At 73.9% G+C, this 24,067-nt stretch carries 19 protein-coding genes; 10 read left to right on the forward strand and 9 right to left on the reverse strand.

Going from position 1 to position 24,067, the window contains the following annotated elements; all coding sequences use genetic code 11:
- Position 1 precedes the first annotated feature (1 nt).
- Positions 2-1,489, forward strand: a complete 1,488-nt coding sequence (locus ACFV6E_RS18680; RefSeq protein ID WP_385160302.1) for a glycoside hydrolase family 3 protein — start codon at positions 2-4, stop codon at positions 1,487-1,489.
- Between the two features lie 260 nt (positions 1,490-1,749).
- Here ACFV6E_RS18680 and ACFV6E_RS18685 read toward each other — a convergent pair whose 3' ends face one another.
- The 4 genes from ACFV6E_RS18685 to lnt all read right to left on the reverse strand — a co-directional run bounded on the left by ACFV6E_RS18685 (position 1,750) and on the right by lnt (position 6,899).
- A complete protein-coding gene (locus tag ACFV6E_RS18685) occupies positions 1,750-3,759 on the reverse strand; it encodes a helix-turn-helix domain-containing protein (RefSeq protein ID WP_385160304.1) in 2,010 nt (669 codons plus the stop codon).
- A 123-nt stretch (positions 3,760-3,882) separates the two neighbouring features.
- Positions 3,883-4,683 (reverse strand): 3-hydroxybutyrate dehydrogenase, encoded by an 801-nt coding sequence (locus ACFV6E_RS18690; protein ID WP_385160306.1) that lies wholly within the window; start codon positions 4,681-4,683, stop codon positions 3,883-3,885.
- A 60-nt stretch (positions 4,684-4,743) separates the two neighbouring features.
- Entirely contained in the window at positions 4,744-5,217 is a 474-nt protein-coding gene (locus tag ACFV6E_RS18695) for an NUDIX domain-containing protein (RefSeq protein ID WP_385160308.1), read from the reverse strand.
- A 44-nt stretch (positions 5,218-5,261) separates the two neighbouring features.
- Positions 5,262-6,899: an apolipoprotein N-acyltransferase gene (gene lnt / locus ACFV6E_RS18700; protein ID WP_385160310.1), complete on the reverse strand. Its 1,638-nt coding sequence runs from the start codon at positions 6,897-6,899 to the stop codon at positions 5,262-5,264.
- A gap of 289 nt (positions 6,900-7,188) precedes the next feature.
- Between lnt and ACFV6E_RS18705 the strand changes: the two genes are divergently transcribed.
- Entirely contained in the window at positions 7,189-8,187 is a 999-nt protein-coding gene (locus ACFV6E_RS18705) for an O-antigen ligase family protein (RefSeq protein ID WP_385160312.1), read from the forward strand.
- A gap of 198 nt (positions 8,188-8,385) precedes the next feature.
- Here ACFV6E_RS18705 and ACFV6E_RS18710 read toward each other — a convergent pair whose 3' ends face one another.
- Positions 8,386-8,943 (reverse strand): hypothetical protein, encoded by a 558-nt coding sequence (locus ACFV6E_RS18710; RefSeq protein WP_385160314.1) that lies wholly within the window; start codon positions 8,941-8,943, stop codon positions 8,386-8,388.
- A 92-nt stretch (positions 8,944-9,035) separates the two neighbouring features.
- Positions 9,036-9,821, reverse strand: a complete 786-nt coding sequence (locus tag ACFV6E_RS18715) for a glutamate racemase (protein WP_385160316.1) — start codon at positions 9,819-9,821, stop codon at positions 9,036-9,038.
- Between the two features lie 58 nt (positions 9,822-9,879).
- Here ACFV6E_RS18715 and ACFV6E_RS18720 point away from each other — a divergent pair, with 58 nt between their 5' ends.
- On the forward strand, positions 9,880-11,058 hold the full coding sequence (locus ACFV6E_RS18720; RefSeq protein ID WP_385462853.1) for a glycosyltransferase: 1,179 nt from the start codon (positions 9,880-9,882) through the stop codon (positions 11,056-11,058).
- Between the two features lie 19 nt (positions 11,059-11,077).
- Here the strand turns inward: ACFV6E_RS18720 and ACFV6E_RS18725 are convergent, their stop codons facing one another.
- Positions 11,078-12,406: a TerD family protein gene (locus ACFV6E_RS18725; RefSeq protein WP_385160320.1), complete on the reverse strand. Its 1,329-nt coding sequence runs from the start codon at positions 12,404-12,406 to the stop codon at positions 11,078-11,080.
- A gap of 298 nt (positions 12,407-12,704) precedes the next feature.
- Here ACFV6E_RS18725 and ACFV6E_RS18730 point away from each other — a divergent pair, with 298 nt between their 5' ends.
- The 4 genes from ACFV6E_RS18730 (at position 12,705) to ACFV6E_RS18745 (ending at position 17,585) form a co-directional block, all read left to right on the forward strand.
- On the forward strand, positions 12,705-13,148 hold the full coding sequence (locus ACFV6E_RS18730) for a DUF6643 family protein (RefSeq protein ID WP_385160322.1): 444 nt from the start codon (positions 12,705-12,707) through the stop codon (positions 13,146-13,148).
- 57 nt (positions 13,149-13,205) lie between these two features.
- Positions 13,206-14,033 carry an MOSC domain-containing protein gene (locus tag ACFV6E_RS18735; protein ID WP_385160324.1) on the forward strand — a complete coding sequence of 276 codons (828 nt, stop codon included), beginning with the start codon at positions 13,206-13,208 and terminating at the stop codon, positions 14,031-14,033.
- Between the two features lie 264 nt (positions 14,034-14,297).
- The gene (locus tag ACFV6E_RS18740) at positions 14,298-14,903 is read left to right on the forward strand and encodes a hypothetical protein (protein ID WP_385160326.1); all 606 of its coding nucleotides are present in this window, start codon (positions 14,298-14,300) and stop codon (positions 14,901-14,903) included.
- 246 nt (positions 14,904-15,149) lie between these two features.
- Positions 15,150-17,585: a right-handed parallel beta-helix repeat-containing protein gene (locus ACFV6E_RS18745; protein ID WP_385160328.1), complete on the forward strand. Its 2,436-nt coding sequence runs from the start codon at positions 15,150-15,152 to the stop codon at positions 17,583-17,585.
- On the opposite strand, the gene ACFV6E_RS18750 is transcribed toward ACFV6E_RS18745, so the two are convergent.
- Positions 17,555-19,984 carry a hypothetical protein gene (locus ACFV6E_RS18750; protein ID WP_385160330.1) on the reverse strand — a complete coding sequence of 810 codons (2,430 nt, stop codon included), beginning with the start codon at positions 19,982-19,984 and terminating at the stop codon, positions 17,555-17,557. The two genes, ACFV6E_RS18745 and ACFV6E_RS18750, sit on opposite strands and share 31 nt — an antisense overlap.
- 318 nt (positions 19,985-20,302) lie before the next feature.
- Here ACFV6E_RS18750 and ACFV6E_RS18755 point away from each other — a divergent pair, with 318 nt between their 5' ends.
- Positions 20,303-21,133 carry a DeoR/GlpR family DNA-binding transcription regulator gene (locus ACFV6E_RS18755; RefSeq protein WP_385160332.1) on the forward strand — a complete coding sequence of 277 codons (831 nt, stop codon included), beginning with the start codon at positions 20,303-20,305 and terminating at the stop codon, positions 21,131-21,133.
- Positions 21,134-21,355: 222 nt separating this feature from the next.
- On the opposite strand, the gene ACFV6E_RS18760 is transcribed toward ACFV6E_RS18755, so the two are convergent.
- Positions 21,356-22,480 carry a PLP-dependent cysteine synthase family protein gene (locus ACFV6E_RS18760; RefSeq protein ID WP_385160334.1) on the reverse strand — a complete coding sequence of 375 codons (1,125 nt, stop codon included), beginning with the start codon at positions 22,478-22,480 and terminating at the stop codon, positions 21,356-21,358.
- Between the two features lie 327 nt (positions 22,481-22,807).
- Between ACFV6E_RS18760 and ACFV6E_RS18765 the strand changes: the two genes are divergently transcribed.
- Positions 22,808-23,131, forward strand: a complete 324-nt coding sequence (locus ACFV6E_RS18765) for a hypothetical protein (protein WP_385160336.1) — start codon at positions 22,808-22,810, stop codon at positions 23,129-23,131.
- A gap of 185 nt (positions 23,132-23,316) precedes the next feature.
- On the forward strand, positions 23,317-23,835 hold the full coding sequence (locus ACFV6E_RS18770; protein WP_385160338.1) for an ATP-binding protein: 519 nt from the start codon (positions 23,317-23,319) through the stop codon (positions 23,833-23,835).
- Positions 23,836-24,067: the final 232 nt, after the last annotated feature.

Genomic DNA, 24,067 nt, shown 5'->3' on the forward strand with positions numbered 1-24,067 from the left:
GATGACAACACTCGCCCCCGGCACCGACACCCTCACGCGCGACGCGCTCGCCGTGCTCCAGCCCGGCTTCGGCGGTACCACCGCTCCCGACTGGGTGCGCCGCCGCCTCGGCGAGGGCCTCGCCTCCGTCGCGCTGTTCGGCCGCAACGTGGTCACCGCCGAGCAGGTCACCGCGCTCACCGCCCAGCTGCACGCGGAGCGCGACGACCTCCTGGTGGCCATCGACGAGGAGAGCGGCGACGTCACCCGGCTCGACGTGCGCACCGGCTCCGCCTTCCCGGGCAACTACGCCCTCGGCGCCGTCGACGACACCGCGCTGACCCGGGACGTCGCCGGCGCCCTGGGCCGCCGCCTCGCCGACTGCGGCGTCAACTTCAACTGGGCGCCGTCGGCCGACGTCAACGCCAACCCCGACAACCCGGTCATCGGCGTACGCTCCTTCGGCGCGGACACGGCTCTGGTGGCACGGCACACCGCCGCCTACGTCGAGGGCCTCCAGTCGCAGGGCGTCGCCGCCAGCACCAAGCACTTCCCCGGGCACGGCGACACCAGCGTCGACTCCCACCACGCGATCCCGCGCATCGACGTCGACCGCGACACGCTGTACGCACGTGAACTGGTCCCGTTCCGGGCGGCGATCGAGGCCGGCACCCGCGCGGTCATGAGCGCGCACATCCTGGTCCCCGCCCTGGACCCGGACCTGCCGGCGACGCTCTCGCCCCGCATCCTGACCGGCCTGCTGCGCGAAGAGCTCGGCTACCAGGGCCTGATCGTCACCGACGGCATGGAGATGCGCGCCATCTCCGGCACCTACGGCCTGGAGCACGGCGTCGTCCTGGCCATCGCGGCCGGTGCCGACGCGATCTGCGTCGGCGGCGGCCTGCACGACGAGGGCACGGTACTGAGCCTGCGCGACGCCCTCGTGGCCGCCGTGCGCTCCGGCGAACTGCCCGAGGAACGGCTCGCCGAGGCCGCCGCCCGGGTCCGTGACCTGGCGGCCTGGACCGCGGCGGCGAAGAGGGCGGGGACGGCGGACGCGGCCGACCCCGGCATCGGACTCGTCGCGGCCCGCCGCGCGGTCACCGTGACCCGTACCGGCCCCGCCGCGCCGGTGACCGGGCCGCTGTACGTGGCCACGTTCAGCCCGGAGGCCAACATCGCCGTCGGGGACGAGACGCCGTGGGGCGTCGGCGCGGAGCTCGAACGGCTGCTGCCCGGCACCGCCACCGGCTCCTTCAGCGGCCCGGCCGCGGGCGCCACCGCACTCGCGGCGGCGGCGGACCGGCGCGTCGTGGCGGTCGTCCGCGACGAACACCGCCACCCCTGGATGCGGTCCGCCCTGGACACCCTGCTCACCGCCCGCCCCGACACCGTCGTGGTGGAAATGGGCGTCCCGCAGTCCTCGCCCCGCGGCGCCCTCCACCTCGCCACCCACGGCGCGGCCCGCGTGTGCGCGGTGGCAGCGGCGGAACGGATCGTGAGCGGCTGAACCGGACGACTCCGACAGAGGCGTGAGTGGACGAGCTTGTCCGCTCACGCCCTTTGTCGTCCTGAGGCATGGCGGCAGCACGCATAACGGCTCCACGAACTATGGTGCTCCACCACATGTGCGCCTGACCTGCCCCTTCCTCGGCAACGGACCCCGCCGCCTCCCCCACGGCGGACGCCCGCACCGTCTGATCCGGTCCGCACCGACCCGTGGACCGGTCCCCGTACGCGCGCCCGTGCGGGGACCGGCGCCGTGCCCGGTCAGCGTCTGGGCGGTGACGCCAACCGGTGCAGTCTGAGGGCCAGTTGTATCTCCAGCGCGCGGGCCGGGGTCTGCCAGTCGTCGCCGAGCAGCCGGCCCACGCGCTCGAGGCGTTGCGCCACCGTGTTCACATGGACGTGCAACTCGTCCTTCGTACGCGCCGGGCTCATCCCGCACGCGAAGTACGCATCGACGGTCCGCAGCAGGTCGGTGCCGCGCCGCTCGTCGTACGCCACCACCGGGCCGATGGTGCGCCCGACGAAGCCGGGGACGTCCCGGTCACCGGCGAGCAGCAGCCCCAGGAAGCCGAAGTCCTCGGCGGCGGCGCCGTCCCCGGCCCGATCGAGGAGGCGCAGGGCGTCGAGACAGCGCTGCGCCTCCGCGTACCCGGCGGCCACGGCGTCCGGGTCCGCCGCCAGGTCCGCGACGGGCGCGGAGGCTCCGACGGTGACCGCCTCGTGGACGGCGGTCCCCAGGTGCCCGGCCGTCCGCCGGGCCAGACCGGTCGCGGTGTCCCCGGGGCCGAGCGGCAGCAGCAGTACGGTGCCGCCGTCGCGGGCTGCGGCCAGGCCCCGCCGGGTGCCCGCGAGGTGGGAGGCGGCGGACCACAGGCGTCTGCGGGCGGCGGCCTCCTGGTCGGCGTCGGCCGCGGCGCCGTCGAGGCGGGCGGCGAGCACCACATGGGTGGCGTCGAGGTCGGCGCCGAACCGGGCCGCCCGGTCGCGCAGCAGCCGCGGATCGCGGTCGCGGGCGTCGAGCAGGTCGTCGAGGAGCTCACCGCGCACCCGCTGTTCGGCCTCGGCGGCCGAGCGTCTGGCGAGCAGCAGCAGTGAGGTGACCATCGCGGCGCGCTCCAGGGTGCGCTGGTCGACGGGGTCGAGCCCGGGGTGGCCGCGCAGCACCAGCGCGCCGAGCAGCTCGCCGCCGGCCGCGACGGCGGCGATCCAGTCGTCGCCGTGCCGCATCGCGTGGCCCTCGGTACGAGACTGCTCCAGGGCGGTGCGCGGGGCGGCGTCGGCCTCGGTGAACTCGACCGTGCCGGCCAGGACCCGGGCGACGGCCGCGGCCACGTCGTGCACCCCGCCGCCGCGCAGCACCAGCTCGGCGAGACGGTCGTGGACGTCGGAGGCGCGCTCGATGACCGCGCTGCGGTCCCGGATGATCTCGTTGGCCCGGCCCAGGCGGTCGAGCGCCGAGCGGGTCTCGGTGAGCAGGTTCGCGGTGTCGATGGCCGCCGCGGCCAGGGCGGCGAAGGAGCCGAGCAGAGCGGTCTGTTCCCGCTCGAAGACCCGGGCGCGCCGGTCCGCTGCGTACAGCACCCCGATGACGTGGTGCCCGATCATGAGGGGCACGCCGAGGATCGCGACCAGTCCTTCGTCCCGCACCGCTTGGTCGATGGGTCCGGTGTGCTGGAAGCGGTCGTCCGCGAAGTAGTCGTCGGTGACGTAGGGGCGGGCGGTCTGCGCGACGAGTCCGCCGAGCCCCTCCCCCATGCCGAGCCGCAGTTGCTGGAAGCGGGCGGCGACCGAGCCCTCGGTGACCCGCATGTACGTATCGCCGTGGTCCGGGTCGTTCAGGCTGAGGTAGGCGATGTCCGTGCCCAGCAGCGATCGGGCCCGCTGGACGATCGCCCGGAGCACGGCGTCCAGGTCGCGCAGGCCCGCCAGGTCGTGCGCGGTCTCGAAGAGCGCGGACAGCTCCGCCTCGCGGCGGCGCCTCCCCTCCATCTCGGAGCGGACCTCCAGCGCGAGCAGCTTCGCCCGCTCCAGCGCGGCGATGCTCCCGGACGGGCGGCCCTCGGCGCGGGCCAGCAGCACGGGCTGCTCGTACGCCTCGGCGGACGCGCCTCTGGCCAGCAGCGCGAGGAACGGCGCCTCGGCACTGAACGGCACCTCGGCACCGTTCGCGGCACCGTCCATGACGGACGCGGGCGCGGACGCGGCACCGCCTGCGGCGGGCACGGCACTGTCTGCGGCGGGCTCGGCCGGCCGCATGTGATCGCGGGACATGGTCACAGGATTACCGGTCGGCGGGCCGGCCCCGCCAGCCCTGTGGATAACTCCGGCGGCCCCGGTTCACCGGTGCGCGACGCAGGTCCGTCACCATCGGTGGGCGGTCCGGATCCGTCGGCATCAGTGCGCGGTCCAGCCGCCGTCCAGGGTCAGGGAGGCGCCGGTGACGAACGACGCCCGCGGGCCGCACAGGTACGCCACCGCCTCGGCGACCTCCTCCGGCTCGATGAGCCGCTTGACCGCGCTGTCGCGCAGCAGGACGTCGGTCAGCACCCGCTCCGCGGGGATGCCGTGGGCGGCCGCCTGGTCGGCGAGCTGTTTCTCGACCAGTGGGGTGCGCACATAGGCGGGGTTCACACAGTTCGAGGTGACTCCGTGGGGTGCGCCCTCCAGGGCCGTGGTCTTGGAGAACCCTTCGAGCCCGTGCTTCGCGGCCACGTACGCCGATTTGAACGGTGAGGCGCGCAGTCCGTGCACCGACGAGATGTTGACGACGCGGCCCCAGCCCTGCCCGTACATGTGGGGCAGGGCTCCGCGGACGAGGCGGAACGGCGCCTCCAGCATGACGGTCAGCACCGTGTGGAAGACGTCGGGCGGGAACTCCTCGATGGGGCGCACGAGTTGGAGTCCGGCGTTGTTGACGAGAATGTCGGTGCCCGCCGCGGCCCGTTCCGCCGCGTCCAGGTCGGTGAGGTCGAGGAGGTGCGGCCGGACCGTCCCCGGCAGCCCTTCCGCCCGCTCGGCGAGCGCGTCCAGGCCCCCGGCGTCCCGGTCGACCGCTCTCACCTCGGCCCCGGCGGCGGCCAGCCGCAGCGCACAGGCGCGGCCGATGCCGCCCGCCGCACCGGTGACGAGGGCGGTGCGGCCGCCGAGGTCTAGGGAGTAGTCGTGGAGTTCCGCGAGGGCGCTGGGGACGGTCATGTCTCGACCCTAGGCAGCGCCCTCACCGCTCCCGATATGGCCGCCACCCATACTTCCGGCTCAGGTCATAGGGTCGAACCACGTGGGCCCGTCGACCAGTGCCTGCTTGATCCGGAACCGTCCGAACTCGTTGAGCTCCGGCAGGGCGTCCACGTCGAACCAGCCGACCTCGAGCGACTCGTCGTCGTTGACCTTCGCCTCGCCGCCGACCGCCCGGCAGCGGAAGGTGATGTCCATGTACTGGCAGGTGTCGTCGTTCGGATAGGTCACCGGCGGCAGCGCCTGGACAAGGACGACGCGCTCGACGACGCAGCTGACCGCCGTCTCCTCGTACACCTCGCGCACGGCGCAGGCCGCGGGCTGCTCACCCGGCTCCGGTACGCCGCCGATCACGGACCACTTGCGGGTGTCGGTGCGCCGGCCCAGCAGCACCCGGCCCTCGTCGTCGAAGACGAGGGCGGTGACTCCGGGGAGCCAGAGCAACTGATGGCCCGCGGAAGCCCGGATGGTGCGGATGAAGTCAGGAATAGCCATGGACCGACCTTAACGGCCAGATCTTGTCACCCGGTGCTGATCACTCACTCGGCGGCGGACTCCGTGCGGCCGTCGCCGGCCCCGCGCCGGGCGCGGACCGCGCCCGCCGTCGCCCAGCCGAGCCCGCCGAGCGCGACCAGGACGAGCGCCGCCTCCGGGAGCGTGCCGAGGCGGGTGGCGGGCGTCTGCGAGGAGCGCAGCGGCACCTTCTGCACCAGCGAGTCCGCCACGAACATCCCGGTCTTCTGCGTGATCGTCCCGTCCGGCATGATCACGGCGCTGACCCCGCTGGTCACGGGCACCGTGACGGTGCGGCTGTGCTCGACCGCGCGGACGCGGGACATGGCGAGCTGCTGGTAGGTCATCTCGCTGCGGTCGAAGGTCGCGTTGTTGCTCGGCACGGAGATCAGCTGCGCGCCGTCGGTGACCGTGTCGCGCACCGCCCAGTCGAACGCGGCCTCGTAGCAGGTGGCGAGTCCGACCTTGACACCCGCCATGGTGAACACGCCCGCCTTGGTGCCCCGGCTGAAGTCCTGGGCCACCATGGTCGTCCAGTCGTCGTTGATCGCGCCGAGGAGCGAGCGCAGCGGCAGGTACTCGCCGAAGGGCTGGACCTGGCGCTTGTCGTAGGTGTCGACGGCGCCCTTCTCCGGGTCCCACAGGATCTGCTCGTTGTAGAGCTTGCCGTCGCGCTCGACGACTCCGCCCACCGAGATCGGTACGCCGATCGCCTTGGCCGCCCTGTCGATGACCGCGCGCGCGTCGGGGTTGGCGAAGGGGTCGATGTCGGAGGAGTTCTCGGGCCACAGCACGAAGTCCGGGCGGGCCACCTTCCCGGCCTTCACCTCGGCGGCCAGCCGCTCGGTCTCGCGCGCGTGGTAGTCGAGGACGGCCCGGCGCTGGGCGTTGAAGCCGAGGCCCGCGCGCGGCACGTTGCCCTGGATCACCGCCACGGTCGCCGTACCGGTCTCGGCCTCGTCGCTGACCAGAAAGCGGGCCGCGAACGCCCCGCCCAGGGGGACGCCGACGCTCAGCAGCGCGGCGATGGCGGCGCCCCGCCGTACGACCCGGGTGCGGCGGCCCTCGGCGGCCTGCCGGACGACCTCGTACAGGCCGAAGCCGCACAGCACGACGGCGAAGCCGAGCACCGGGGTGCCGCCCACCGCGGCCAGCGGCAGGAAGACCCCGTCGGCCTGCCCGAAGGCGACCTTGCCCCAGGGGAAGCCGCCGAACGGCACGCGCGCGCGTACCGCCTCGCCGAGCGTCCACACGGCCGCGGCCCACACCGGCCAGGCGGGCAGCCGGGACACGGCCGCGACGCCCGCGCCGACCAGCGCGACGAACACGGCCTCGACGGCGACGAGCGCGAGCCAGGGCCCCGAGCCGACCTCCACGCCCGTCCACACCAGGAGCGGCAGCAGGAAGCCGAGGCCGAACAGGTAGCCGAGGCCGAGCGCCGCTTTGAAGGTGCGTCCGCGCAGCGACCAGGCGAAGACCGCGAAGGCCGGGAGCGCCAGCCACCACAGGGTGCGCGGCGGGAAGCTGACGTACAGCAGCGCTCCGGAGAGCGCCGCGGCGACGGCCGGGAGCAGCTGCCGCGCCCGCGCGGTGCCGCGCGATACGCGCGGCGCCGGGCGGTCGGACTGTTCCTGGTCGTCCACGGAGGTTGCGGTCGCGGTCACCCGGCGAGTCTACGGCGCCCGGGCCGGACGTCCGAGGTGCGGGCCCGGCGGTCCCGACCGGCGGGACCCCGGCGACCGCCGCATCGTTTCTTCATAACTCGGCACAACACATCCACAGATCGGCACATCAGCCGTTACGGTGTGCCCAAGCCTCTGACGTGCGGCCGGACACGGCGCCGACGGGGCCCGTCACAGGTCGGGGGGCGACGGGGTGGGGTCCACGGGGACGGAGTCCGCGGCAGGTGCTGCCGCTGAGGGCGACAGACGCGGCGTTTCCGATGCCACGGGCATGGTCGTGCTCGGGGCGTGCGCCGCCTGGGCGCTGATCACGGCCGCCGCGCACGGCGGCCGGCCCGAGGGTGTGCTGCTGGCCGTGCTCGCCGTGTCCGCCGGCTACGCCGCGGGGCGCATCGGCGGCGCGCTGCTGCCGGTCGCGGCACCGGCGGCGGGGGCGCTGGCCGGACTCGTGCTCGCGCTGACCGCCCCGCACACCACGTCGGCCGCGCAGTTCTTCTCCCCGCTCGGGCACAACGGCGGTACCGCCGCGCTGCTCGCCCTGTCGACGGGCGCGGCGTGCTGTGCGGCCTGGGCCGCCAGGGCCGCGGCGCTGCGGCTCGCGCTGCGGCTGCTGGCCGTGGGGACGACGGCCGCCGCGGCGGCCGTGGGCTCGACGGTCGGCTGCGCGGCGAGCGCCGGGGTCCTGCTGTGCTCGCTCGCCGCCGCCCGGGTGCGGCGGCGTGCCCTGGGTCTGGCCGGTCTCGCGCTGGCCGCGGCGCTGGTGACGGGCGCGACCTGGGCGGTCGCCGAGGACGTACTGCCGGACGGGCTGAGCACCGCCCTGACGGGCCGGCTCACCGAGCACCGGATACTGCTGTGGCGCGACGCGCTCGGCATGGCCGGGCACGATCCCGCGCTCGGTGTCGGACCGGGCCGGTTCGGCGAGCTGAGCACGGCCGCGGCGCAGTCGCCGATACCCGACGGCAAGCCCCACTCGGCACCGCTGCAACTCGCGGCCGAGCAGGGCGTGGCCGGCGTCGCGCTGCTCGCCGCCGGTTACGGCTGGGTCCTGTACGCGCTGTGGCGCGGCCCCCGCTCCACCCCGGTCGCCCTCACGGCGGCCGCGGCCCTCACGGCTCTCTCATCCGTCGCCGCGATCGGCAACGCCCTGAGCTTCACGACGGTCACCGCGGGCGCGGGCGTCCTCGCGGGCATCGCCACGGCACGGCCGCTGCCCGGCGAGGAGGGCATCCCGTACGAGCCGGCCACCGGGGAACCGGCCGTACCGTGACGCGCCACCCGGGTCGCCGCCCGCAAACGCGGCACCCAGGGACACCGCACGCGAACAGGCTCCTGGGGCACCTCGTAAGAACGCAACGCCCCGGGACACCGCGCACAATCACGCTCCCCGGGACACCGCCCAAAAAAGCAACGCCCCGGGCAGTCGCTGCCCGGGGCGAGTCCCCGAAGGTGTTCTCCGCGCGTCCCGTCAGGGCGCGGCGGGCCCCGGCCGCAGCCGGCCCCGGATGATCCGTACGGCCGCCTCCGCGTTGTCGACGGTGATCGTGAAGGTATGACCGTCGCCGAGCCGCAGCACCACGCCCTCACCGCGCCGGACGATCACGGCCGTGCCCTTCTCGGGCCGCCAGCGGTAGCCCCAGCCGCCCCACTGGCGCGGGGTGACCCAGGGGGCGAAGTCCGCGTCCACCACGTGGGAGAGCGGGATGCGGCGACGCGGCAGCCCGATGTGCCCGCAGCGCACTTCGAGGCAGTCCTTGTCGACCTTCACACCGACGTGCACGAAGGCCAGCGTGCCGAACAGCACGAGGAGGCCCGCCGCGATGCAGCCGACGACGGACATGACGAGCGGCGCGCTGCCCGAGGTCCAGGCGGAGTCGACGGCCAGCTCGATACCGAGTGCCACGCAGGCGGCGCCGGCGAGGGCCGGCAGCCACTGGACACGGTTGGTGGCGCGCCCCGTCCAGACCTCTGAGTGGGGAGCGTCTTCGGCGGCATCGGCGGCACGGTCGTGGGGAAGGTCCCTCATGCCTTCGAGACTACTCAGGTTTTCCGGCGTGGGTACCGCGTAGCGGAACGTGACTGCTCCGGTTGGCGTCCGGACCGGCAGAAGGGGCGCGGTCAGCGGGCGGAGGCGACCGCCGCGAGACGGCGGCCCTCCGCGTACGCCAGCGCGGTGTCGGGAAGGGCGGCCTCCCGGCCGCTGAGCAGCACGGTGAGGGTGCCGGTGGCGGGTGCCCCGGGGGCGGCCTCGGCGCCGGTCCTGCGCAGCGCCTGCGCCGCCACCGCGCCGGCCGAGCCGTGCAGGACCAGCGGCGGGAAGCCGGGCCGCTGGACGGCGGCGCGGATGCGCTCGGCGACCAGCTCGTAATGGGTGCAGCCCAGGACGACGGTCGTCACCTCGGCGGGGGTGCGGCTCGCGGCGGCGGCGATCGCGGCGTCGATGGCGGCCTCGTCCGCGTGCTCCACGGCGTCGGCGAGACCGGGGCAGGCCACTTCGGTGACGGCGACGCCGTCCGCGAAGTCCCGGATGAGACCGCGCTGGTAGGGGCTGCCGGTGGTGGCGGGGGTGGCCCAGATGGCGACGGGTCCGCCGCCGGCGGCGGCCGGCTTGATCGCCGGGACGGTGCCGATGACGGGCAGCTCCGGCTCGAGCCGGGCGCGCAGCGCGGGCAGGGCCCGTACGGTGGCGGTGTTGCAGGCGACGATCAGCGCGTCGGGCGCGAGCCGTGCGGCGGCCTCGGCGACGGCGAGCGCGCGGGCGGTCACGTCCTCGGGCGTACGCGGTCCCCAGGGCATGCTGCCGGGGTCGGAGGAGAGCACGAGATCGGCGTCGGGGCGCAGTCGGCGTACCGCCTCGGCCGCGGCGAGCAGTCCGATTCCGGAGTCCATGAGCGCGATCTTCACCCGGTCACCATAGACGATGAGGCTCAACGGGCGACCTGGGTGGGGCAGACTGCGGCGGATGAGCGCCCTTGTGTGGATCGCCGCGGGATCGCTGACCGCCTGGCTGTGGCTGCTGCTCGGCCAGGGCTTCTTCTGGCGCACCAACGTGCGGCTGCCGCCGCGCGGGGAACCGGACGACTGGCCGTCCGTCTGCGTGGTGGTGCCCGCCCGGGACGAGGCCGCCGTGCTTCCGCACAGCCTGCCGTCGCTGCTGGCCCAGGACTACCCGGGGCGGGCCGGGGTCTTCCTGGTCGACGACGGCAGCACGGACGGCACCGGGGCGCTCGCCCGCGAACTCGCGCGGCGGCACGGCGGGCTGCCGCTCACCGTCTCCTCGCCCGGGGAACCGCCGCCCGGCTGGACGGGCAAGCTCTGGGCGGTGCGGCACGGTATCGGCCTGGCACGCGCGCGTACCCCCGAATATCTGCTGCTGACGGACGCCGACATCGCGCACACCCCCGACAGCCTGCGGGAGCTGGTGGCGGCGGCGCGCACCGGCGGTTTCGACCTGGTGTCGCAGATGGCCCGGCTGCGGGCCGAGAGCCTGTGGGAGCGGCTCGTCGTGCCCGCGTTCGTCTACTTCTTCGCCCAGCTCTACCCGTTCCGCCGGGTCGCGGTGCCCGGGTCGCGGACGGCGGCCGCGGCGGGAGGCTGCGTGCTGCTGCGCGCGGACGCCGCGGAGCGGGCGCGGATCCCGGAGGCGGTCCGGCACGCCGTCATCGACGACGTGGCGCTGGCGAGGGCGGTCAAGGCGAGCGGCGGGCGCATCTGGCTGGGGCTCGCCGAGCGGGTGGACAGCGTGCGCCCGTATCCGCGTCTCGGCGACCTGTGGCGCATGGTGTCCCGCAGCGCCTACGCGCAACTGCGGCACAACCCGCTGCTCCTGGCCGGCACCGTCCTCGGCCTGCTCCTGGTGTACGTGGTGCCGCCGGCCGCCCTGGTGGCCGGACTCGCCGCGGGCACTCCGGCGGCGGCGGTCTGCGGCGGGGCGGCGTGGCTGGTGATGACCGGGACGTACCTGCCGATGCTGCGTCACTACGGGCAGCCGCCGTGGCTCGCCGTGTCGCTGCCGTTCACCGCGGTGCTGTACCTGCTCATGACGGTCGACTCCGCGGTGCGGCACTACCGGGGGCGCGGTGCGGCCTGGAAGGGCCGCACCTACGCGCGTCCGGACACCGCCGCCCTGGACGAGACCTGACCGCCCGCGGCGAGCGGGTTCACTTCCTGCCGGGGGTCCAGTTCATGCCCCAGCCGTAGGCGTAGTCGACGGTGCGCTGGGGGCTGACCCCGCGCTCGGGGATGAGGTAGCGGGCCTCGCGCTGGACGACGAGGTCGCCGCCGGTGTTGGTGATCAGCGCGAGGGCGCAGACCGTCGAGGGCACGGTGCACTCGTCGAGCGAGAAGTCGACGGGGGCGCCGTGCTGCGGCTGAAGCGTGACCGTGGCGTGCAGGTCGGCGAAGGACCGCGCGCCCTCGTAGATGGTCACGAAGATGAGGATGCGCCGGAAGTCCTGCTTGTGGTCCAGGTTGACGGTGAGGTTCTCGCCGCTCGCGTTGGCGCCGGTGCGGTCGTCGCCGTCGAGGTGGATGAACGGCGGCTGGTGCAGCGCCCCGAAGGCGTTGCCGAGCGCCTGGACGACGCCCTTGCGGCCGTCGGACAGCTCGTACAGGGCGCACAGGTCGAGGTCGAGGTCCGCGTGGTTGGCGACCGCGCGGCCGAGCTTGCTCGCCCATCCGGAGAACTGCTTGCGCACCTGCCAGTTGAGGTTCACGCGCATGGCGCCGGAGGTGCCGCCCTGCTTGGTCAGCGAGACGGCCGGGGCCTCCTTGGTGAGCGTGACCTTGGAGAGCCGGACGGGAGCGGCGGGCGGCGCCGCGGGCATGGGCGGCGGTGCCATCGCGGGCGGCGGCGTGGTGACGGGAGGGGCGGCCTGCGCAAGCGTGGGAGTGGGCGGGGCCGGCGGGAAGACCGGCGCGGGTGCGGGCGGGGCGGCCTGCGGTGCAGCGTGCTGCGGCTCGTCCACCGTGATCCCGTAGTCCGTGGCCAGTCCTTCGAGGCCGCTGCCGTAGCCCTGGCCGACCGCGCGGAACTTCCAGGCGCCCTGACGCCGGTAGAACTCGCCGAGGACGAAGGCCGTCTCGACGGTGGCCGTCGCGTCGAAGCGGGCGACCTCGGTGCCCTGCTGCGCGTCCAGGACGCGGATGCAGAGTCCGGGGACCTGTCCGAAGCTGCCGCCGTCCGAGGACGCCGCCAGGACGACGCTCTCGATCGCGGGCTCCACGCGCGCGAGGTCGACGAGAAGGGTGTCGGTCACCTGGCCCGCCGCCGAGCGCTTGCCCTCGTGCCGCACCGCCCCGGACGTGTGCGCCGGCTGGTTGTAGAAGACGAAGTCGCCGTCCGAACGCACCTTTCCGGAGACCAGGAGCAACGCCGACGCGTCGGCGTCGGGCACCCCGGGGCCGGAGCGCCACCCCACTTCGACCCGCAGTGCCGCCGTCGGCACCTGGACATTGGCTCCCTTTGACATTGACATGTACGCCCCCATCAGTCAGCTCCGCACCGGACCGCGCCCCGGGAGGCGCGAAGGACCCGGACGGCTTTCGGCTCCGTTCCCGGCAAACCTATTCTCCCTGGCCGCGCACGCCCATGATCCCGGCCCGGAGACCGGCGGCCAACCGCCGGTAACCCACTGGAAACCCGGCCTTTTACCCGATCAGAACACTGTTCGCTGCCCTATTTTGCCGAGTTCGCTCGCATTGCAGGCTCCGCGTCACTGCCGACACGGAAAACAACCCTCTTATCGGTCTCCCCAACCAGCACATCGTGGGCTTAACTTATGTGCCATGACCTCCCCCCGCTCCACTTATGGCGGCGGTTACTACTCCGCGCCGTCCTTCCCGGACACCCCGATCTACGACTCCCTCGTCGCCGAGCGGGGCACCCCTCAGATCGCCCCGATCCGGGTCCCCTCCGCGTACGACACCGGCAGCAACCTGCCCGCCCTGCCGTCGGCCCTTCCCGCGCTGCCGGCCGGACCGTCCCAGCAGCCGCCCGTCTACGGCTACCCGCAGGCCCAGCAGCCCGCTCCGTTGCAGCAGGCGGCCCCCGCCGGCTACATCCCGCAGCAGGCCTCCGGCCCCCGCGGCTACCCGGGCGCCCAGCCCCAGCAGCCCCGCCCGATGGCGGCCGGCACCGGTTACGAGGCGATGCGCCCCGCGGCTCCCCGCCCCGCCCCGGCGCCGTACCAGGACCCGTACAACAGCGGTCAGCAGTACCGGGGTTACTGACCGGCACCGTCCCGAAAAGGGAGCGGGGCCGTCGGTGTCTGCTGGCACCATGGCCCCATGCCGAACCCAGCGCTGCACTCCATCCACGTCCACCCGGTCAAGGCGTTGCGGGCCCGAGCAGCCCGAGAGGCCGTGGTGGAGCCATGGGGACTGGCCGGTGACCGGCGCTGGGCGGTGCTGGACCGGGAGGGTGCGCTCCTCACCCAGCGCCAGGACCCGCGCCTCGCCCTTGCCGCCGCCGAGCCGCTGCCCGGCGGCGGCATTCGGCTGTCCGGGCCCGGTGCCGAGCCGCTGACCGTCGCGGTGCCCGGGCCGGCGGCCACGGTTCCCGCGAAATGGTCGGGCCAGAAGATCGAGACGGTGGCCGCGGATCCGGCCGCGCACGCCTGGTTCAGCGCCTATCTGGGCACGGACGTGCGCCTGGTCCACCTCGACGACCCCGCCACGCGCCGGCCCATCGACGACCCGCCGCACTCGAACCTCGGCGAGACGGTCAGTCTCGCCGACGGCTATCCGCTGCTGTTGACGACGCTCTCCTCACTGGATGCCCTCAACTCGCTCGTCGCGCAGGGCGACTTCCCCGACGAGGGCCCCCTGCCCATGAACCGTTTCCGGCCGAATGTGGTGGTGGCGGGCTCCGCGCCGTGGGCCGAGGACGACTGGACGCGCATCGCCGTCGGCGAGGTCGTGTTCCGGGTCGCGAAGCTCTGCGGCCGCTGCGTGGTGACCACCACCGACCAGCACACCGCCGAGCGCGGCAAGGAGCCGCTGCGCACCCTCGGCCGGCACCGCCGCGTGGACGGCCGGCTCGCCTTCGGGCAGAACCTGGTGCCGGAGGGCACCGGCACGATCCGGGTCGGCGACCCCGTGACGGTCATCGAGTAGCCCGGCCCCGGGCGGCGGGAGGCAGCCCGGCCGCAGGCGGGGAGCGGCCGTCCGGAAGCCTCGGGTCCGGCCGGAAATCTTCCGCGGCCGACCGACCGGAGGGGGAACCTCCGGACCGGGCTCGCGCGTTGGACCTGTATGAGAATTCGATGAGAGCCGTGGCGGGACGGAGCGGGTGATTTCGCTCTCTCTTCGCCGGGATCGGGCATGGACGGCTTCGCGGGGGGTTATCACGGAGGCGGAAGCGTAAGGGGGTGCTGGACGGTGCGAGCGATCGGCGGTCTGTGGCGGTGGCGGCACAACCCACTGCGCCGGGGGACCGATCTGGCCGAGGCCTGGGTGGCGCTGGTCACCCTGCTGCTGATGTGCCTCGCGGCCCCGCTCATCGGCATCGTGGTGGGCACCGCCGCACAGGGCGCCCTCCAGCGGTCCGTGCTCGACCAGCGCAACTCCCGTCACCACGTCGTGGCCACGGTGGTCAGGAAGCTGGACCGCTCCCCGCTCGACCCCGACCCGGAGACGTCCTCGGCGCGGGACGCGCACAGCAGGGTCCTCGCCGAGTGGACCGCGCCGGACGGCTCGAGCCGGCACGGCACGGTCATGGCCGACCTCGCCACCCCGCACCGCGGCGACCAGTTCCGGGTGTGGACCGACCGCCGGGGCGGCATAGTCGGCCGGCCGCTCGACTCCGCCACCGCGACGACGCACGCCGTGCTGGCCGGTCTCGGAGCGGCCGGACTCTCCGCGACGGTCTTCGAGGGCGCCCGCCGCCTCGCCGTGTGGCGCATGGTCCGTCGCCGGTACGCGCGTTGGGACCAGGCCTGGGACCGGGCGGGCCCGGACTGGGGCAGGACCGGCACCGGCAGCTGAGCGCACACGCCCCGGCCGCGGCCGGAGTTGGCGCGCCGGCCCCGGGCGCCTTCCGGCTCCGGTCAACCGTCCGCGCCCGCGCACGCTACGGTGGACCGGCCGAACCCGTTCGGCACCTTCGTGAGAGGTTGTCCTCGGTCTTCGGCAAGATCGAATCCCGCTGCCACCGGGCCGCGGTCTTCGGCACGACGCGACCGACCGACCACTCAGAACCCGCGGACGACGAGGTGGGGGCACAGCAGCGCCATGGCACAGGGCACGGTCCAGGTGACGCACACCGGCACGTCGAGGTGGCGGCGCCGCACGGGTGAGTACGCATCGCTCGCCGCCGCCCTGGAGGCCGCGGCGGACGGTGACGTGCTCACCGTCGCTCCCGGCACCTACCGGGAGAATCTCGTCGTCCAGCGGGCGGTGACCCTGCGCGGCCCAGAGGGCTCGCCCGGCTCGGTGCGCATCGCACCGGCCGACGGGGTGCCGCTCACCGTGCGCGCCTCCGCGGTGGTCCAGGACCTGCACGTGGAGGGCCAGGACGCGGCCGCGCCCGCGGTCCTCGTCGAGGAGGGCACACCGGAACTGACGGACCTGCGGGTCGTCACCAGATCCGCGACCGGCTTCGAGGTCCGCGGCGGCGCCCGCCCGACGGTCAGGCGCTGCACGGTCGACAACCCGGCGGGCATCGGCATCGCCGTACTCGACGGCGGCGGCGGGGTCTTCGAGGAGTGCGAGGTCGTCGCGGCCGGGCAGTCGGGCGTCGCGGTGCGCGGCGGCGCCCGTCCCCGGCTCGAGCGCTGCCGGGTGCACCACGCCTCGGGCCCCGGCCTGTCGGCGACCGGCGAGAACTCCTCGCTGGAGGCGGTCGGTTGCGAGGTCTACGAGGTCAAGGGCTCGGGCGTGCAGATCACCGGGCGGGCCACCGCCCACCTGACCGACTGCGACGTGCACCGCACGACCGCGGACGGTGTCACGCTCGACACGGACGCGGTCCTCACCCTGGCCGACTGCCGCATCCACGACATCCCGGAGAACGCCGTCGACCTGCGCTCGCGCGCGGTGCTCACGCTGACGCGCACGACGGTGCGGCAGTTCGGGCGCAACGGCCTGTCCGTCTGGGACCCCGGCACCCGCGTGGACGCCAACCAGTGCGAGATCTTCGACAGCACCGGCGACTACCCCGCGGTCTGGGTCAGCGACGGCGCGACCGTGGTCCTCGACTCCTGCCGGGTGCACGACGTGCCGGACGCCCTCTTCGTCCTCGACCGCGGCTCCCGCGCGGACGTCGTCGACAGCGACCTCTCCCAGGTCCGCAACACGGCCGTGTCGGTCAGCGACGGCGCCACCGCGCAGCTCGACGACTGCCGGATCCGGGACGCGGCGACCGGCGCCTGGTTCCGTGACCACGGCAGCGGCGGCACCCTGTCCGGCTGCACGGTGGACGGCACCCAGACCGGCGTGATCGTCACCAAGGGCGCCGACCCCACCATCGAGCGCTGCACCGTGGACTCGCCCGCGGAAGCCGGGTTCTACGTATCGGCGGGCGGCCGCGGCAGCTTCCAGAACTGCCGGGTGACCGGCAGCGGCGGCTACGGCTTCCACGTGATCGACGGCTGCCGCACGACGCTGCGCAAGTGCCGCACCGAGCGGTGCGCGAGAGGCGGGTACGAGTTCGCCGACGGCGTCCCGGGCACCTCCGACGGCGGCCCGGTCGTCGAGGACTGCACCAGTGACGAGAGCGCCGGTGTGCGGCCCCCGGCCCAGCAGACGGCCGTGCAGACCGCGACCCTCTCCCCCGGTCTCCTCGGCGCCATCCCCGGCCAGCGCACCACCGAGCAGGAGCCGCTCGCCGTACCGGACCCGCAGCCCGCGGAGCCTGCCCGCACCTCCGAGGCCGTGCTCGGCGAACTCGACACGCTCGTCGGCCTCGACAGCGTCAAGCGCGAGGTGCGCGCCCTCACCGACATGATCGAGGTGGGCCGCCGCCGTCAGCAGGCCGGCCTCAAGGCGGCCTCGGTCCGCCGCCACCTGGTCTTCACCGGCTCCCCCGGCACCGGCAAGACGACGGTCGCCCGGCTGTACGGCGAGATCCTGGCCTCCCTAGGTGTCCTGGAGAAGGGCCACCTCGTCGAGGTGTCCCGGGTCGACCTGGTCGGCGAGCACATCGGCTCCACGGCGATCCGCACCCAGGAGGCGTTCGACCGGGCGCGCGGCGGCGTGCTGTTCATCGACGAGGCGTACGCGCTGTCGCCGGAGGACTCCGGGCGGGACTTCGGCCGCGAAGCCATCGACACGCTCGTGAAGCTGATGGAGGACCACCGCGAGGCCGTGGTGGTGATCGTCGCGGGCTACACGGCCGAGATGGAGCGCTTCCTCACCATCAACCCCGGAGTGGCGTCCCGCTTCTCACGCACCATCACCTTCGGCGACTACGCGCCGGAGGAGCTGCTGCGGATCGTGGAGCAGCAGGCCGAGGAGCAGGAGTACCGGCTCGCGCCGGGCGCGGGCGACGCGCTCCTGAAGTACTTCACGGCGATCCCCAAGGGCCCCGCGTTCGGCAACGGCCGCACCGCCCGCCAGACCTTCGAGGCCATGGTCGAGCGGCACGCGGGGCGGGTCGCCCAGCTCGCCGAGCCGAGCACGGACGATCTGACGCTGCTCTACGCGGAGGACCTGCCCGAGCTGCCCTGAGGCTCGCCGTCGCCGGACCCGGGCGGCCCGGCGGCGCCCTCCCGCCCGGTGCCGGCCGGTACGCCGTCCCGGGTCCGCGGCGTCGGCAGGCCGGACCGCAGCCGGGCCAGCAGCCGCGCCCGTTCCTGGGCGAACGCCGGGTCCGCCTGGTAGTCGCCGTGCCCCAGGATCGGCGCGGGCAGCGGGTGCCGCTCGGTGCGGCCGTAGGCGAGCGGATCCTTCAACGGCGCGCGGTCCACCTGCGGATCACCGTCCCCGGGCAGCCGTACGGGGCCGCCGATGGGGTCCGTGAGGCGGTACAGGTTGCGCCAGCGGGCGACCTCGCGATGCAGCGAGGCCAGCGCGGCGGGACCGAAGTACGCGGGGAACCAGCGGCCGTACAGGCGCTCCAGCGGGCAGCCGTACGTGAGCAGGGCGACGCGTTTGCGGACCGACGGCTTCAGCTGCCAGGCCGCCGCGGCGGCGAGGACGCTGCCCTGGGAGTGCCCCGACAGCACGAGCCGGCCGCCGGTGGCGCGGGTCCAGGTGGCCATCCGCCAGGTCAGGTCGGGCACGGCGCGCTCGGCGTAGCAGGGCGGTGCGAAGGGGTGCGCGGCGCGCGGCCAGAACGTGCCGACGTCCCAGAGGATGCCGATGGTGCGCCTGGCGGCGGCGTCCTTGTAGGCGCGGCGGCCCCAGGTGACGAACAGGATGAAGCCGAAGCCGATCAGCCAGGACCCCAGGGCCTGCGCGGTCTGGGCCGCGCCCTGGACGAACGCGTACGAGCCCCGTGCGGCGTCTCCCGGGGCCTTCTCGGTGGCCAGGGCGCCCACGAGCGCCGCCGCGCCGAGGAACAGCGTGGAGGCGGAGATGATGCCGATGATCCGGGGGCCGCGGTCGGTGAGCGAGGCCCACGCGCGCGTGCCCGCGATCCGGCGCGAGCGCGAGGTGTCCTTGGGCTCGCCCTCGTAGTCGAGCTCCACCTCGGCGAGCCCCGCCCGGCGCAGCCGCCAGACGCGTGCGGCGGCCCACACCAGGAGGGCCAGCACGACCAGCAGGACGGCCGGGATCACGGACGCCTGCCAGGTCAGCAGTACCGGCGGGCTGACCATCGCGTCCTTGGTGCCGTCCAGCCAGTCGGCCACCCGCTGGGCCACGCCGCCGGACATGACACCGCCCAGCGCGCACGCCAGCATCGCGACGGCGGGACCGGCGTACCCGCGCATCGCCGTGCGCGGCTCGGGGTGCGTGCGGTACAGCACGCGTGCGGCCACGGCCAGGACGATGACGAGCAGCCCCTGTACGAAGGCGATGGCGCCGAAGGTCATGTCGCCCGGCAGCCGTCCCGCCGAGTGCCAGCCGGGGCGGTCCCAGCCGGCGTAGAGCGTGGTCAGGACGAGCAGGGCGATCGAGCCCGTGGGGAGCCGGCGGATCAGGGTCTCGTCGAGCCGCCGGTCGAGGCGGTACTCGCTGCGGCCCCTGCGGCACACCACCCACACCACGACGACGGCGCCCGCGATCAGGGCGGCCTCCAGGAGCCGGCCCAGGGCGTCCAGGAGTGCCGGACCGCCGTCCTCGTGGTCGTGGCGGGCGGCGGAGGTGCCGACCGCGGCGGCGACGGTCAGGAAGCCCGCGGCGGTGTGCGCGGCCCGCAGCCGGGCCACCAGCCGGCGTCCGTACCAGAAGCCGGGGCGGCCGAGCGCGGTGTGCCCGGTGTCGTCGTCGGGTTCGGGGCCGCCGGCCGGCGGCGGCTGGGACTCGTACGCGCTCCAGGTGCGGTGGGAGAGGTACCAGAGCAGGCCGGTGACGGCGGCGGGGACCAGGCCGGCCAGGGCCAGCCGTCGGCCGGGCAGGCTCCACCAGCCGTCGCCGGAGACGGCCGGCGAGAGGAAGCCGAGCCAGGTGTGGTGCGCGGCGCAGGCAGGTGTCCCGGCGCACTGCCAGGCGGCCAGGTCGAGCGCGACCTCGCAGGCGGCGGCGACCAGGAGCACCGTCAGGCTGAGGCCCGCCAGGCGCACCAGCAGTCCGTAGAGCCGGACGGTCCGGCGGCGGCCGTGGGTGTCGGGGCGCATCCAGTGGGCGAGGTTGACCACCATGAACGGCAACAGCAGCAGCCACAGGGCGCGGGAGCCGTTGCCCGAGGTGAGGTTGCACCAGACGTACGCCTCCGGCACCGGGTCGGTGCGGGAGGCGTCGGGCCGCCGCTCGGCGTCGACGTCGTCGGCGCGCCGGAAGACGGCCGCCGTGTTGTCGCCCGAGATCCGGACCGTGCGCGGGTCGTCGAGCATTTCCTGCGGTGTGGTGCCGCCGACTCCGTGGACCAGGAGTTCCAGTGCGGCCCCGGCCGGTGCGGGTCGTGGGCGGGCGTCCGTGCTCGCCCCGGCCGGTGAGTGTTCCTGTTGTTCCCGTGCACGCTCCATGGTGAGCACTTCCCCCGTGATGTGCGTCAGCGTGTGTCATGGACAGGCAGACATGCCCAGGATCGCGCTCGGCGGACCCCACGCACACCCGTAGTCACCGAATCTCCCCGTTACGGGTGACGGTGCCGCGTACGTTCGCGTGACGGTGCCGGGTACGGCGGGTGCCCGGGCGGTGGCGCGTGTGTCGGTGCTCCGTGCGAGGATGGGACGTCCTGCGGGCCGGTGGGTGACGAGAAGGTGCTCGTCACAGCGGTCGCGGACGGTTCTGTCGGTGTGTCGGTGTGTCTGTGCGGTCGAGGCGAAGGGATCCGAGCGGGCGTGAGTGAGAATCAGAACCTCCTCGCGGAGCAGCGCCGCGCCCTGATCCTCGACGAGGTGCGCCGCCGCGGCGGCGTCCGGGTCAACGAGCTGACCCGCAGGCTCGGGGTCTCCGACATGACGGTCCGCCGGGACCTGGACGCGCTGGCCCGCCAGGGCGTGGTGGAGAAGGTGCACGGCGGTGCGGTCCCGGTGGTCGAGGCGAGCACCCACGAACCGGGGTTCGAGGCCAAGTCGGGCCTGGAGCTGACCGCGAAGGAAGACATCGCCCGAGCCGCCGCCCAGCTCGTCGCCCCCGGTACCGCGATCGCCCTCTCCGGCGGTACGACGACGTACGCGCTCGCCCATCAGCTCGTCGACGTGCCGGACCTGACCGTGGTCACCAACTCGGTGCGGGTGGCCGACGTCTTCCACGCGGCGCAGCGCGGCTCCGGGCAGCGGCAGGGCGCGGGCACGGTGGTCCTGACGGGCGGGGTGCGCACGCCGTCCGACTCCCTGGTGGGTCCGGTGGCCGACCAGGCGATCGCGGCGCTCCACTTCGACGTGCTGTTCCTCGGGGTGCACGGGATATCGGTCGAGGCGGGCCTGTCGACGCCGAACCTGGCCGAGGCCGAGACCAACCGCCGTCTGGTGCAGTCGGCCCGGCGGGTGGTGGTGGTCGCCGACCACACCAAGTGGGGCACGGTGGGCCTGAGTTCCTTCGCCGCGCTGGAGCAGGTCGACACCCTGGTCACGGACGCCGGCCTGCCCGCGACGGCACGCACGGAGATCTCGGAGCACCTGACCCGCCTGGTGGTGGCGGGCGACCCCGGCGACGACGGGGACGTCTGACGGTCCGCGGGCCCGGGTGACGGGGCTCGCGCGGGCCTCTCGGCGCGGTGCGAGCGGGTCGGCCCGTCGCCGCCCGGACCGCGCCCCAGCGCGTCCACGGTCCACGGCACTCCGGCCGCGGCCGGTGGGGCCCGGCTTCGCCGGGAGCGGCCCGCCGTGTCCGCACGGGGCGGCGTGTACCGGGGCACCGGGTGCGTGAAGTGCCGTGCGGTGGCCGCGTGTTCAGTCCTGCCACACGCCCGTTGCCAGCAGGGCGTCGAGCGCCGCTGTGTACGGGGCGACGTCGAGGCCCTGTTCCGTGAGCCATGCGTCCGAGTAGTACTTGTCGAGGTAGCGGTCCCCGGGGTCGCACAACAGCGTGACCACGCTTCCCGTGCTGCCCCGGGCCACCATCTCGGCGACGATCTTCAGCGCGCTCCACAGGCCGGTGCCGGTCGAGCCGCCGGCCTTGCGTCCGAGGTGCCGCTCCAGCATCCGTACGGCCGCCACACTCGCCGCGTCGGGGACCTTCATCATGCGGTCGACGGCGCCGGGCAGGAAGCTGGGCTCCATGCGCGGCCTGCCGATCCCCTCGATGCGCGAGCCGCAGTCGGTCGTGACGGCCGAATCACCGGTCGTCCATCCCTGGAAGAAACACGAATTCTCCGGATCCGCCACACACATACGCGTGTCGTACTGCATGTAGTGCACGTAGCGCGCGATGGTCGCCGATGTGCCGCCCGTGCCGGCCGTCGCCACCACCCAGGCCGGCTCGGGGAACCGCTCGAGGCGGAGCTGGCGGAAGATGGATTCGGCGATGTTGTTGTTCCCGCGCCAGTCCGTGGCCCGCTCCGCGTAGGTGAACTGGTCCATGTAGTGCCCGCCGGTCTCCTCGGCGAGGACGGCCGACTCCTCGTACATCCGCCGGGGGTCGTCCACGAAATGGCAGCGGCCTCCCTGGAATTCGATCAGTCGGCACTTCTCGGCGCTCGTCGTACGCGGCATCACCGCGATGAAGGGGACGCCGATCAGCTTCGCGAAGTACGCCTCGGACACCGCCGTCGACCCGCTGGACGCCTCGATGACGGGGCGACCGGGGCGGATCCAGCCATTGCACAGACCGTAGAGGAACAGCGAGCGGGCCAACCGGTGCTTGAGGCTTCCGGTCGGGTGGGTGGACTCGTCCTTGAGGTAAAGGTCGACGCCCCAGACCTCGGGCAACGGGAAACGCAGCAGGTGGGTGTCGGCCGAGCGGTTGGCGTCGGCCTGCACCTTGCGCACGGCCTCTTTGAGCCAGCCGCGGTACTCGTCGTCGCTGCGGTCGATGTCTAGGGTGTGGCCGGTCCGGGCCGGTCTGGGGGCGCTCACGGCGGGTCTCCTTACAGCAATGTGCCGACGCCGGTTCACCTGGTCGGACACCTCGATGATAGACACCCTCATCACGCTTCTCACCTGCATAAACACCCCTTTGGGCCGCTCAAAGGCGGCCCTGGGGACACGGCGGCGCGGCAGCGGGGGGCGCATCCCGCCGAGTGCTCCCGCCATCCCTGCGTCCCCGCCTTGCGCACTGGTGCTCGACGCCTGGTGCGTGCAGACTGCACCGCGACGAAGGTCCCCCACAGGAGACCTCTGCTTGCGTGACCGACCGACACCACGACTGAGCGACTGCCGAGACGCACGAGGGGGCGCAGAACCATGGCGGAGCCGGAGTTCACGGCCACGGGTGTGCGGATCGACAAGCGGCTCCGCTCGCTCACCCGGGCCGGACAGATCCGGATCAGCGACGGCAGGCTCGAGTTGCTCACCAGTTACGGCAGCGAAATCGACAGCGCTCCCGTCCAGGCGGTGCGCGCGTCGAAGCCCTGGTTCGCGCATGACGACCGGGCGCTGGCCGATGTCAACGGCACGCGCTATCTCCTCACCCTCGGAGACCATGACCCCGCCCCGGGCAAGCCCGGGCCGCCTTCGGCGCGCCGGTTCATAGAGGCCGTGCGCAAGGCCGCCGGGCGAAGCGACTGAGAGGGCCGCGAGTTGCAGTACGTCACCCATTGGGTCACGCTGGTCTCACATCATCACTCTGGGTTTACCGGCGATAACGCTGCGAACCAGCCCGCCGACAAAGACAGCTTGCGGGTTGGTCACGCAGCCCGCTGCTGGATCCGATCTCCGTCTTCTTCCGGACCTCAATTCGGGGAGTCGCAGCCGTGATCAGCCAGCCGAGCAGGCATTGCACGGTGGAGCTCCAAGCCCTGCCGTCGCGGATCGGCCAGGTCCGCAGAATCGTATCTGCGCAGTTGCGCTACTGGCATCTTGATCCCTTGATAGACCGGGCAGCACTCGGTGTGACCGAACTTCTCACCAACGTTCACCGGCACGCCGAGCCCGACAAGATGTGCACCGTGGAGATCGAGCTGCTGCTCGACCGTCTCACCGTCTCGGTGCGCGACAACGACCCCCGCCTGCCCGTCGTGGAGGAGGCGGACCCCTTCGACACGTGCGGGCGCGGCCTTGCCATGGTCGCCGCGATGAGCGACGCGTGGGGCGCGCGGCCGGACGGGGGCACCGGGAAGGTCGTGTGGTTCACGCTTCCCGCGGTCGCCGTCCCGGTGGCCGCCGCGGTCCGGCCGCCGTACGAGACCTCGATCGAGGTGCCCGTGCACGGATACACGGCCGACGGACGGCGGCCCGAACGCACTCCCGCCCGGTCAGCCGTTGCCGGCTGACCGGGCGGTGACCTCCTGCGGGGTCGCTCGGTGGCGGTCGCGCGGCGTCGCTCGGTCGCGGTGGCGCGCAGCACGTTCAGGCGTGTTGCGCGCCGTGCCGGGCCAGGCCGGCCGGAGAGCCTGCGCTCGCGCCGGCGAGGGCTCATGCTGTCGTGGGGGCGGGGGGCGCGGGGGATTAGGCTGCGGCGGCGGCCGGGGGGGTGGGGGGAGCCGCGGGGGGGGGGCGGCGGGG

Source organism: Streptomyces sp. NPDC059785 (genome assembly GCF_042732375.1).
Classification (GTDB): domain Bacteria; phylum Actinomycetota; class Actinomycetes; order Streptomycetales; family Streptomycetaceae; genus Streptomyces.

What these genes read in the sequence shown, in the direction of transcription:
- ACFV6E_RS18745 (WP_385160328.1), top strand. Translation starts at nt 15,150, where the DNA reads ATGGCACAGGGCACGGTCCAGGTGACGCACACCGGCACGTCGAGGTGG.
- ACFV6E_RS18765 (WP_385160336.1), top strand. Translation starts at nt 22,808, where the DNA reads ATGGCGGAGCCGGAGTTCACGGCCACGGGTGTGCGGATCGACAAGCGG.
- ACFV6E_RS18705 (WP_385160312.1), top strand. Translation starts at nt 7,189, where the DNA reads ATGGTCGTGCTCGGGGCGTGCGCCGCCTGGGCGCTGATCACGGCCGCC.
- ACFV6E_RS18690 (WP_385160306.1), bottom strand. Translation starts at nt 4,683, where the DNA reads ATGACCGTCCCCAGCGCCCTCGCGGAACTCCACGACTACTCCCTAGAC.
- ACFV6E_RS18720 (WP_385462853.1), top strand. Translation starts at nt 9,880, where the DNA reads ATGAGCGCCCTTGTGTGGATCGCCGCGGGATCGCTGACCGCCTGGCTG.
- ACFV6E_RS18725 (WP_385160320.1), bottom strand. Translation starts at nt 12,406, where the DNA reads ATGGGGGCGTACATGTCAATGTCAAAGGGAGCCAATGTCCAGGTGCCG.
- ACFV6E_RS18685 (WP_385160304.1), bottom strand. Translation starts at nt 3,759, where the DNA reads ATGTCCCGCGATCACATGCGGCCGGCCGAGCCCGCCGCAGACAGTGCC.
- ACFV6E_RS18750 (WP_385160330.1), bottom strand. Translation starts at nt 19,984, where the DNA reads ATGGAGCGTGCACGGGAACAACAGGAACACTCACCGGCCGGGGCGAGC.
- ACFV6E_RS18680 (WP_385160302.1), top strand. Translation starts at nt 2, where the DNA reads ATGACAACACTCGCCCCCGGCACCGACACCCTCACGCGCGACGCGCTC.
- ACFV6E_RS18695 (WP_385160308.1), bottom strand. Translation starts at nt 5,217, where the DNA reads ATGGCTATTCCTGACTTCATCCGCACCATCCGGGCTTCCGCGGGCCAT.
- ACFV6E_RS18710 (WP_385160314.1), bottom strand. Translation starts at nt 8,943, where the DNA reads ATGAGGGACCTTCCCCACGACCGTGCCGCCGATGCCGCCGAAGACGCT.
- ACFV6E_RS18735 (WP_385160324.1), top strand. Translation starts at nt 13,206, where the DNA reads ATGCCGAACCCAGCGCTGCACTCCATCCACGTCCACCCGGTCAAGGCG.
- ACFV6E_RS18730 (WP_385160322.1), top strand. Translation starts at nt 12,705, where the DNA reads ATGACCTCCCCCCGCTCCACTTATGGCGGCGGTTACTACTCCGCGCCG.